An 11,364-nucleotide genomic window follows, 5' to 3' on the forward strand; every position below is an offset into this window, starting at 1 on the left:
TAATAAAAATTCTGTTTATACTAGTTCAAGAGCTTTATTTAAATCTTCGATGATGTCATCAATATCTTCAATACCAACTGATAATCTTATTAAATCAGGTTGAACGCCTGCTTCAATTAGTTCTTGGTCATTCATTTGACGGTGAGTATGGCTTGCAGGGTGAAGTACTGATGTTCTTGCATCCGCAACGTGAGTAACAATTGCCGTCATTTCCAAATTATCCATCATTTTTACTGATGCTTCTCTTCCGCCTTTTAATCCAAATGCAATTACACCGCATGTTCCGTTTGGCATATATTTTTGTGCAAGGTCATAATATTTATTTCCTTCAAGTCCCGGATAATTAACCCATGCAACTTTTTCGTGATTATCTAAGAATTTTGCAACTGCTAAAGCATTTTCGCAGTGTCTTTGCATTCTAAGATGAAGTGTTTCAAGTCCCAAATTTAAAAGGAATGCATTTTCAGGGGACTGAATTGAGCCTAAATCACGCATTAATTGAGCTGTTGCTTTTGTTATATAAGCAAGTTTACCAAATCTTTCAGTATAAACAAGACCGTGATATGTTACATCAGGAGTTGTAAGACCGGGGAATTTGTCTTTATGTTTATCCCAGTCGAAGTTTCCGCTGTCTACTATTGCCCCACCTACACATGTTGCGTGTCCATCCATGTATTTTGTTGTAGAGTGAGTAACAATATCTGCACCCCATTCAAAAGGACGGCAGTTTATTGGTGTTGCAAAAGTATTATCAATAATTAAAGGTACTCCATGTTCATGTGCAGCATTGGCAAATTTTTCAATGTCTAATACTACAAGAGCAGGATTTGCTATTGTTTCTCCTACAACAGCTTTTGTGTTTTCTTTGAATGCTTTATCAAGTTCTTCTTTTGATATATCCGGATCTACAAAAGTACATTCAACTCCCATTTTCTTTATTGTATGAGCGTAAAGGTTATATGTACCTCCGTATACTGCAGTTGAACAAATAATATGATCTCCTGCCTGAGCAATATTCATAACCGCATAAAAGTTAGCAGCTTGTCCCGAAGAAGTAAGCATTGCCGCAACCCCTCCTTCAAGTTCGCATATTTTCTTTGCAACCATATCATTTGTAGGGTTTTGAAGTCTTGTATAAAAATATCCTTCTGCTTCAAGATCGAAAAGCTTTCCCATTTCTTCACTTGTTGAATACTTAAATGTTGTTGATTGTATTATAGGAAGAATTCTTGGTTCTCCTGTTTTAGGCTGATATCCGCCTTGAACGCACTTTGTGCCTTGTTTTTTATTTGTAATGTCCATATTTAGTCATCTCCTGTATAAAAGTTAATGTAGAAATAATCTTATCAAATATTTTGTTATAAGTAAATATATAAATTATTATTTAGAAATAGATTTTATCTATAACCAGTTATAAGATTAACAGGTCATAAAATATATTTGTACACTTAAGATACTATATAATTTATATATAATGATAAAATGGAAAATTAAAATGAAAAAGAAAATTTTAAAATGTTTATGTGCTTTTTTAGTTTGTTAATGCTTGTTTCTTTATCCGCATGTTCTAATACGGGATGAAGAGACTTTTAATGAGTATATACATATTATTACAACAGCCGAGAATCCTGAGAAGCTTTTTGAAATAGGAACTATGGAGAGAGATTCTAAGGAATTATTTGAGCAATCAGGGCTTTCTGTAGATGAATATATGAATGATATTACTAATACTAATATAGATGAAGATACACAAAATAAATTAACATCAAAGTTATCATATAAAATTGTTTCTGTAAAACAAAATGAGAGCAGTGCCATCTTAACAGTTGAATTTACCAATATCGACTATTCTAATTTAATGGATAATATAATGGATAGACTTTTTAATGGTGACTATTCATCAGAAGATATGGCTAATTTTAGCGAGGATAAAATAAACGAGCATATAGAAAAGTTATACGAGGAAGAGATAAATAAAATTTATGAAAAAGGTAAAATGGCGACAGTTACCTATGATGTTAATATGATAAAAGAAAACGGAACATGGATGGTTGAAAGCGACCTTGAATTATATAGTATAATTAACGGACAAATGCTTGATTTTATCAATATGGATAGTTTTAATTACTAATAAAAAAAGAGGGGTAACCTCTTTTTTATTTTATATAAAATTTACTTGTATCCACACCTTCAAATTCCAAAAGATTTATTTTTTTTTCTATACCGCCAGCATATCCCGTTAAGTTTCCGTCTGATCCTACTACTCTATGACATGGAATTATTATACTTATGGGATTATGAGAAACGGCTCCTCCAACAGCCTGAGGTGACATGTTTTTTTTGTTCATTTTTATTTTTAACTTTTCAGATATTTCTTTGTATGTAGTAGTTTTTCCGTAAGGTATTTCACATAGTATATTTAATACTTCCATTTGAAAATCACTTGCATTTGGTTTTATGTTTAAATCTACAATACTTGGTTTTCTTCCACTGAAATAATCATCAAGCCACAATTTTGTTTTATTTAGAATTTCTATATCTTCATTTTTTAAAGGGGTTTCTTTTATTTTATTCATGAAATATTTTTGACCTTCTATATATAGACCTATTAAATATTTATTATCGCTTATAAGGGTAATTTTTCCCAAAGGTGAATAATATGTATCACAGTAAAGCATTGATTTTCTCCTTGTATATTTTGTTTTAAGTTTTATTTTAAATGTAAGTACAATATATTATTTAATTATACTATATAATTTGATTTGAATTATATACGATGATTATTTTATATTACTTAAAAAAAGAGGCTTAAGCCTCTTTTTATTTTTCTTTTATTATTTTTTTACTTGAAAAATATGTAATAAGAAAATATCCTCCGTATATTAAAATTATTGCTATTGCCGTTACAATTATAGAAGGAAGAATATTCATATGCCCTATTGTTGAAAGAATATAATCGGAGAATTTTAGACCGAATATAGAGTGTATTACTGCAAGCAGTAATGGAAGTATAAAGAATATTCCTATTTGCATAAATAAAGCTTTATTTATCATTTTTTCGCTGGTTCCTATTTTTCTTAAAATCTTATATCTTTCAATATTATCAGCACTTTCCGAAAGTTCTTTTAATGCAAGTATAGCCGCAGATGTAATAAGGAATATTATTCCAAGATATATACCGATAAAAGTAACTGTGGCGCCAAGCCCTTTTGATGATTCATAATTATACATTCTAGTTGAAGTTGATATGTTGATTCCATAATCTTCAACATCTTTAAACCCACTGTTTTCATCTATTTCTTTTGTAAGTTTATTTTCAAAATCAGCTTTTTGTTCTTCATTTCCTAAATTATAATTTGCATTAAAGTAGTTTATTTCCTTTTGTTCATTTGTAAATTTAGTACTGTCAGGAACAATTATTATACCTAAATTTATTGCTTGAATTGAATCTTCGATAAATCCATCGTAACATTCACTTACAGAAGGTTTATAAGTTTTGCCGTTTATTGTAATTTCTGTTCCCATCTTTAATGCTTTGTTTCTGTAACCTGTCATCATGTCATAGTTACAAACTACTGCATATTCTCCTTCTTTAAGACTTATTTCTTCATTCCCAAAAACTCTTGCGATTTTATTATAATCGGAAACTTTCATTATGCTTTCTGCTGCATCAAATTGTGCCGTAGGGGTTTCTTTTTTTATTTCATCTATAATACTTTTTAAAGTATCTTTTAATGTAACTGTGTCTGCGGTATAAGTGCTTACTTCATTGAAGTCTTTAAAATCATTTTCCACATCGTATCCCATATCTTCAAGTACTTCATTTATGCTTTTTTCTGAAAAGTCAACGGCAGAAGGGGAGTACTCTCCGTTATTTGGTAACATCATTGTCTTTGATATGGTTATGTCAACGGGATTATATTTTGTAAGTTCACTTGTAAGAGACTTATTCATAGCAAGCCCTGCTGAGAGCATACATATTGTTGTAAAAAGCATTAAACATATTATGCTCATTGAAACAACCGTAGTGTTTATTTTTGAATTGATTTGTTTTAAAACAAACATATTAAGGTTTTTGTAGTAAAGTTTTTTACATGATTTTACAAGTTTTAAAACAAATCCAGAAAGAGAGAAGAAAAATAAAAATGTTGAGGCTGCGCCTATTATTATATATTTTACTATATCTCCCTGAGATAAATCTAAAGTGTCAATTGTTACTTTATAATATGCAAATCCAAGCATAATAATTGAAATAATAAATAGTAATACAGAAAGAAAAGGACTTCTCATTTTTATTTTTTCAACTTTTTTACTTCCCGTTATTAAATCTATTAACTTATATTTGTTTATTACAAAAGTATTGAATATCATTACAAATATATACATTAAAGAAAAGTATAATATTGTTTTAAAAAGTGCCCCAGAAGAAAAAACAAATTTGAATTCGTTCATATCCGCTTCAAACATACTGGCAACTATTATAGACATAAACTGGGAAGCAAAAATGCCGAGTATTAACCCCACAAAAAGAGATATTATACCTATAAAAAGAGTTTCTAAAAATAATATTTTTGAAAGTTGCCCTTTACCCATTCCAAGAATAAGATATATTCCAAATTCTTTTTTTCTTCTTTTTATTAAAAAATTATTTGCGTATATTATCAAAAATCCAAGTACGATTGATATAAAAACAGATAATCCCGAAAGCATTTTTACCATTAAACCAACAACGTCATAGGATGATTTTGCAAAATTTTGTATTGGTTCTTGTGTATCCATGGAATTAAATACGTAAAATACTGCAATACCTAAAATAAGTGTCATGAAATAAATGGCATAATCCTTTATGCTTTTTTTAATGTTTTTCATGGATAACTTAAATAACATCGTTAAGCTCACCTCCAAGAAGTGTCACAACTTCGATTATTCTATTAAAAAATTCTTTTCTGCTGCTGTCTCCTTTTAGAATTTCATTAAATATTTTTCCGTCTTTTATAAATAAAACCCTTTGTGCTTTTGATGCTGTAAAAGCATCGTGTGTAACCATTAAAATTGTGGCAGATAGTTTTTTGTTTAAAAGTTCAAGACTTTGGAGAAGCATTTTCGCGCTTTTTGAATCTAATGCTCCTGTTGGTTCATCGGCAAGAATAAGTTTAGGATTTGTTATTATTGCTCTTGCGCAGGCTACTCTCTGTTTCTGTCCTCCCGACATTTCATAAGGATATTTATCAAGCACATCTTCTATTCCAAGGGCTCTCGATATGTTTTTTACTCTTTTTTCTATTTCACTTACTCTCATTTTTTGAATGGTCAGTGCGAGGGCTATGTTTTCATAGGCGGTAAGGGTGTCAAGAAGGTTAAAATCCTGAAATATAAAACCGAGTCTGTTTCTTCTAAATTCGTTTAGGTGTTTGCCTTTTAAGTTGGTTATATTTATATCTCCAACAAAAATATCGCCGCTTGTTACTTTGTCTATTGTTGATATAACATTTAATAATGTTGTTTTACCGCTTCCGCTTGAACCCATTATCGCAACAAATTCGCCGTCTTCCACATCAAAACTTATATCTTTTATGGCTTTTGTAAGATTTGATTTATTGCCATAATATTTTTCTATATTTTCAACTCTTAATACTTTTTCCATTTTTTTCTCCTTAAATGTATTTTGCGGTGATTTCGATTTCTCCGCTGAAATCTTCTCCTATAATGCTTAAATAATATTCACCATCCGTTAGGGTTAAATCTCTTCCCCCGCTTTCCGGTCCTTCTATATCAAAACTTGCTATAATTCTCGTTTTTGAATCGTTTTTTATAATTATTTTTGCTTTTCCTTTTTGAATATCTGCATTGTAGCTTATATTAATGTTTTTGTTTTTTCTGTCTACTTCAACCGAACCGAATATTACTTCTTTTATATTTTCATCTTTATATAAAGAGGTATACTTGCCGGTGTTTGTGTCTACATAAAAAATTCTTTCTCCCATTAAGTCTTCATCGGAAGTTAAAAATTTTTTTCCTATAAGATTTAGTATATCATTATATTTTGTTATTAATTGATTTTTGTTTATGCTACATCCTGCAAATATAACAGACAGCGAGCATAAAATTATTATTGCCGTTTTCTTTTTCATGTCTTTCCTCCTTTCTTTAATTTGATTATAGAAATGCGGGGAAGTTTTATCCATCGATTAAAATTACATAACCTTACAATTTTGTAAGGTTATGTAATTAAGTTTATTTTAATTATTAACATTCCTCATTTTGATTGATTTTTTATAGTATTTATAATATAATTAAATTGCTTACTTTTCATGGTGTGTACCATTACATATATGGCGCTCCTTGAACCCTTTGTCTCAATCGGGGCAAAGGGATTTTTTATTTGAATTTTTATAATATTTAATCCGAAACCCGTGTAATATAATGTAAATTATTTTGCTGAAAACACGTTTTTTTATTAACATTCTTTCTTTGTCGGTTTCCATAACGTTTGTTGCAATATTTTGTAATTAAAAAGTTTAACATTTAAAATTTCATATAGTTCTTAAATATATTTTATTATTACTAAATATGATATAATATATATAAATTTTACATTAATAATGCAAAACAGGTGAAATAATGGAGAATATCGTTTTAATAATAGACTGCGGAACTCAAAGCATAAGAGCGATGCTTATAAATGATAAAGGCGAAATTTTAATAAAAGAAAAAGAAAAATATGAATATATAACAAAGGAAAAAGGAAGTATCGTTGAATTTGATGCAAATGATTTTTTTGAAAAAATTATCTCATTACTTTTAAAATTAAAAAATAAAAACGAAAAATTATACGAAAAAATAAAAGGTGTCAGCATAACAACACAACGAGACACTTTTGTATTGGTGGACAGAAACGGAATTCCCATAAGAAATGCCATTTCGTGGCTTGACAGAAGAAAAGCGAAAAATTATAAAAAACCTAATATATTATATAGAATGCTTTTTTCTTTAGTTGGTATGGGAGCCATGACTAAAAATTTAATGAGTGAAGCAAGGTTTAATTGGATTATAGAAAATGAACCCGAAATATGGGATAAAACATATAAATATTTGTTGTTGCCTCAATTTTTAAATTATAAGTTTACGGGTAAGTACATAGAAAGTGATGCGGGAACGGTCGGTCACATTCCTTTTGATTACAAAAAGAGGGAGTATGATAAATCTTACGGAATTAAAAGGCAGCTTTTTGACATAGACCAAAGGAAGCTCGCAAACGTGATTCCTTCGACAAAAATAATAGGAAGTATATTGGATGAAGTTTGTGAAAGAGCGGGAATAAAAAGAGGAACTCCTCTTGTTGCAAGCGGAAGCGACAAAGCTTGCGAAACAATCGGAGTAGGTTGTATAAAAGAAGGAATAGGCAGTATATCTTTGGGAAGTCAGGTTACGATACAGGTAACCACAGGCAGATATTATGAACTTACAAGGTTTGTTCCTCCTTTTTGCAGTGTGATTCCAAATACATATAACCCTGAAATTATTTTATATAGAGGTTTTTGGCTTGTTACATGGTTTATAAAAGAATTTGCTTATAAGGAAGAACAAATATGTAAAGAAACCGGTAAAGATATATATGATGTAATGGATGAGAAGTTAAAAGAAATACCCGTAGGTTGTGATGGTCTTATTCTTCAGCCTTACTGGGGACAAGATATTCTTCGTCCCGAAGCAAAAGGAACTATACTTGGTTTTAATGATAAACATACAAGAATGCATATTTACAGGGCAATAATTGAGGGAATAGGATACTCCTTAAAAGAAGGAATAGAGAGAATTGAAAAAGTATCTAAAGTTAACGTAGATAAAATAGCATTATCAGGCGGAGGGTCAAGAAGCGACATAATATGCCAGATAATAAGTGATATTTTAAATAAAGAAGTTTATAAAATTCAAACCTATGAGGCAAGCGGTATAGGAGCTGCTATGGCAGGTTTTATAGGCCTTAATGTTTTTAAAGATTTTGATGAAGCAAAAGAAAATATGGTAAGACAGACAAAAACATTTTCTCCAAATGAAGAAAATGCAAAAAAATATAATGATATTTATAATAATGTATATTTAAAAATATATAAAAATGTAAAAAAAATATATACAAAAATGAATAATATTAATTTATAGGGGGGAAAATTATGCCACTAAAAAGTACAGTTGAAAACTATAAAGATTATATGGGGATATCTCCAAAAGCAGAGGATTTTGATAAATACTGGGCAGAAGGAGTAAAAGATTTAAAGGAAACTGATTTTTCTTATACTCTTGAGAAGAGGGATTTCCCAATGAAAGATATCGAAATATACGATATGTATTTTAAAGGAATGAATGGGGAAAGAGTTCACTGTGAACTTGTTAAACCTAAACACATTGAAGGAAAAATTCCGGGAGTAATGTCATTCCATGGTTACACATCAAATGCAGACAGTATTTATTCAAAAGTTCCATATGCTTATAATGATATGGCCTTTTTAGCTTTTGAAGTTCCGGGACAAGGAGGAAAAAGCGAAGACAATTATACTGCGGACGGACCTACTCTTTATGGTCAAATAATAAGAGGCGTAATGGATGAAGACAAGAAAAAATTATTTTTCAGAAATATTTATCTTGACGCCGTAAAAGCTTTTGTTCTATTTGAAAATATGGATTTCATAGATGAAAACAGAATTGGCACAACAGGAAAAAGCCAAGGGGGAGCATTAAGTCTTGTTGTTGCGGCCTTTAATAAAAATGTTAAGGCTAGTGCTGTTATTTATCCTTTCCTTGCAGACTTTAAAAAGGTTTTTGAAATGAATATGTGTGAAGATGTGTATGTTGAATTTAAAAATTGGTTTAGAAAATACGATACATTACACGAAAAAGAAGATGAATTTTTTGAAAGACTTTCTTACATAGACGTTCAAAATTTTGCGGATAAAGTAAAATGTGATGTATTATTCTTTACGGCGCTTCTTGATACAACTTGTCCGCCTATAACACAATTTTCAATATACAATAAATTAAAATGTAATAAGGAATTAAAAGTATACTGCGAATATACTCATGAAAGACTTCCTTATTCAGACGATATAATATATGAATTCTTTAAAGAAAAACTTTAATTAATAAGCACCCTGAAGTTAATATTCAGGGTGTTTTATTTTTGTTAAAATTTAAAAAATTATTAAATTTGCTCTTGTATGTCTAAATATTTTATAAAATTAATATGTCTATAATTATTAATTTTAATTTTATTATTTTTATCATATGCAGGGATAAGTTGGGAATATATTTAATATATAAATATAAAACGTTTCGATGTTATAGTATTATTTTATATTAATTATTTTTCTCTTTTTAATGGAAAGTTAGTGTATATATTTATTAATAAAAAAATTTTTTAATTAATAGAACTTGTAATACCTTTTAAGTAATTTATAAAAGCTGAACATGATATAAGCATAAATTTTGCTTCTTCAAATGTTGCGTCTTTGCCGTCTAATTGTCCTGTATGGCGTATTCCAGAAGCATCACTAGTATATCCATATAACTTTTCAAAGGCTGTTTTAAGTGAAGGATGAATTGTAATATTTTTCTGTTCCATTTTTTTTAAAGCAGCTCCTAAAGTATCGCTTTTACCCAGTATTTCAGAGCATATAGCTTCAACAGAAGAAATACTTTCTTTTATTGAATTTGCATAATCTGGATGATTTCTATCTGAGATTAAAGTCAATGCTTTGTTTAAATGTTTAGTTGTTTTTTGAAATGGTACGGTTAATGCTTCTTCTATAGAATTTATCTCATTATTATCAGTAATTGAAATAATTATTCCGTTAATATATCTATATCCAACATATTCTTTTTCTAAAATATCATTAATATATTCTTTAACTGAACAACCTGAATATCTATTATATATATTTTCTTTTTCAAATTTGTTTGCCATAAATTCTAAAATAGTTAAAACAATATCATAATCATAATTAGCTATAGTGTTATTTATTATTTCAAACATTTTTTTTTCTATATAATAAGAGTTGCCTGAATAATCTACTGGTTGTTGGTATACTTGACTTAATACATCTATCCATAAAGCATTTTTCCCATCATTATCATATTTATATACATTATGATATAATGCATTAATCCCATTCATAATGGCTGTACGTGTACGTTTATCAAGAGAATCATATTGAATTATTTTATTTTCACTTTTTATACCATTTCGATCAGAGAAACCTCCTCTTAATGCAACTGATAAAATAGGTGCTTTATTTGATTTCAATTAAATCCCTCCTAAATTTATTATAATGAATTATAGTTAGTTTATTTTTATAATATCATAAATTTTTTATAAAAATACATTTTTCTACATCATATATAATAATTTTATTTTATGTTTGTTAAAATTTAAAAAAAATTATTAAATTTCCAAACAAGTTTTTATATTTTTTGTCAAATTTAAGGTATAAAATATTAAAATTAAAGGTAAAAAAATACATTTGATTAGGCTAAAACCCTTTATTTAAAAGGGTTTTGGTTGTTTGAAAGGTTTTAGATAAATAAATATTATAAAATTATTAATTTGTAATTAAAATTATATAATTCTATTGACAAATTATATAATCAGGTATATAATTTAGCCAAAATAAAGGAAAGGTGCAGGTAAAATGGGAAAAAGTGTATATAGTTTAGTATTAATGGATGAAGTCGTAGAAAAAGTTGATGAAGCGGCTTATAAAATGGGTACAAGCAGGTCTAATTTAATAAATCAAATTTTGGCTGATTATGTATCATATACAACACCTCAAAAACAGGTTGAAGGAATCTTTACATCCCTTGAAAATATGTTTAAGGAAATGAATACTTTTCAAGTTTTAGCTAATCCATCTCCTTATTTTATGAATATAACCAGCTCTCTTAGATATAAATACAGACCAACCATAAAATACGGAGTAGAGTTATATGACAATTCAAAGTATTCATTTGGAGAGCTTAAAGTTACTTTAAGAACGACAAATCAGACTTTAATAAGAGATATGAACAGATTTTTGAATTTTTATTCAAAGCTTGAAGAAAAATATATTAGAGGAATACTGGAGGATAATTTATGTTACAAGATAGAAGAAAAGAAATATACAAGACAATTTGTTTTACCAAAGGAACAAGGTATTGACAAAGTTGACCTTGGAGTTTTAATCGGAGAATATATAAAGGTATTTGACAGCGTGTTAAAAGTATTTTTAAATGATCTTCCATATATTGATGACGCATGCTCCGATGCTGAAAAAGAGTATGTTACTTTAATGCAAAAGGTTCATGCAATTATATAATGATTATTTAACATAAAGG

10 protein-coding genes are annotated in these 11,364 nt (G+C 28.6%); 4 read left to right on the forward strand and 6 right to left on the reverse strand.

Annotation, left to right across the window (positions count from 1 at the left end; genetic code table 11):
• Positions 1-15: 15 nt before the first annotated feature.
• A complete protein-coding gene (locus M6G78_RS04420; protein WP_253229710.1) occupies positions 16-1,302 on the reverse strand; it encodes an O-acetylhomoserine aminocarboxypropyltransferase/cysteine synthase family protein in 1,287 nt (428 codons plus the stop codon).
• A 352-nt stretch (positions 1,303-1,654) separates the two neighbouring features.
• Between M6G78_RS04420 and M6G78_RS04425 the strand changes: the two genes are divergently transcribed.
• The gene (locus M6G78_RS04425) at positions 1,655-2,131 is read left to right on the forward strand and encodes a hypothetical protein (protein WP_253229711.1); all 477 of its coding nucleotides are present in this window, start codon (positions 1,655-1,657) and stop codon (positions 2,129-2,131) included.
• 25 nt (positions 2,132-2,156) lie between these two features.
• On the opposite strand, the gene M6G78_RS04430 is transcribed toward M6G78_RS04425, so the two are convergent.
• From M6G78_RS04430 to M6G78_RS04445, 4 genes are all read right to left on the reverse strand, one after another.
• Positions 2,157-2,678: a methylated-DNA--[protein]-cysteine S-methyltransferase gene (locus M6G78_RS04430; protein ID WP_253229712.1), complete on the reverse strand. Its 522-nt coding sequence runs from the start codon at positions 2,676-2,678 to the stop codon at positions 2,157-2,159.
• Positions 2,679-2,820: 142 nt separating this feature from the next.
• A complete protein-coding gene (locus M6G78_RS04435; protein ID WP_253229713.1) occupies positions 2,821-4,887 on the reverse strand; it encodes an ABC transporter permease in 2,067 nt (688 codons plus the stop codon).
• Positions 4,877-5,644: an ABC transporter ATP-binding protein gene (locus M6G78_RS04440; protein WP_253229714.1), complete on the reverse strand. Its 768-nt coding sequence runs from the start codon at positions 5,642-5,644 to the stop codon at positions 4,877-4,879. Before M6G78_RS04440 ends, M6G78_RS04435 begins: the two co-directional genes overlap by 11 nt.
• A 10-nt stretch (positions 5,645-5,654) precedes the next feature.
• The gene (locus M6G78_RS04445; RefSeq protein WP_253229715.1) at positions 5,655-6,131 is read right to left on the reverse strand and encodes a hypothetical protein; all 477 of its coding nucleotides are present in this window, start codon (positions 6,129-6,131) and stop codon (positions 5,655-5,657) included.
• A gap of 490 nt (positions 6,132-6,621) precedes the next feature.
• Between M6G78_RS04445 and M6G78_RS04450 the strand changes: the two genes are divergently transcribed.
• Both M6G78_RS04450 and M6G78_RS04455 read left to right on the forward strand, forming a co-directional pair.
• Positions 6,622-8,160, forward strand: coding sequence for an FGGY-family carbohydrate kinase (locus M6G78_RS04450; RefSeq protein WP_253229716.1), 1,539 nt, complete (start codon positions 6,622-6,624; stop codon positions 8,158-8,160).
• An 11-nt stretch (positions 8,161-8,171) separates the two neighbouring features.
• On the forward strand, positions 8,172-9,134 hold the full coding sequence (locus M6G78_RS04455; protein WP_138268405.1) for an acetylxylan esterase: 963 nt from the start codon (positions 8,172-8,174) through the stop codon (positions 9,132-9,134).
• A gap of 278 nt (positions 9,135-9,412) precedes the next feature.
• Here the strand turns inward: M6G78_RS04455 and M6G78_RS04460 are convergent, their stop codons facing one another.
• Positions 9,413-10,297, reverse strand: coding sequence for an AbiJ-NTD4 domain-containing protein (locus M6G78_RS04460; protein WP_253229717.1), 885 nt, complete (start codon positions 10,295-10,297; stop codon positions 9,413-9,415).
• 385 nt (positions 10,298-10,682) lie between these two features.
• Here M6G78_RS04460 and M6G78_RS04465 point away from each other — a divergent pair, with 385 nt between their 5' ends.
• Positions 10,683-11,345: a CopG family transcriptional regulator gene (locus M6G78_RS04465; RefSeq protein WP_138268407.1), complete on the forward strand. Its 663-nt coding sequence runs from the start codon at positions 10,683-10,685 to the stop codon at positions 11,343-11,345.
• The last annotated feature ends 19 nt before the right edge of the window (positions 11,346-11,364 follow it).

This window comes from Anaerofustis sp. NSJ-163 (assembly GCF_024135845.1).
Lineage (GTDB): Bacteria > Bacillota > Clostridia > Eubacteriales > Anaerofustaceae > Anaerofustis > Anaerofustis butyriciformans.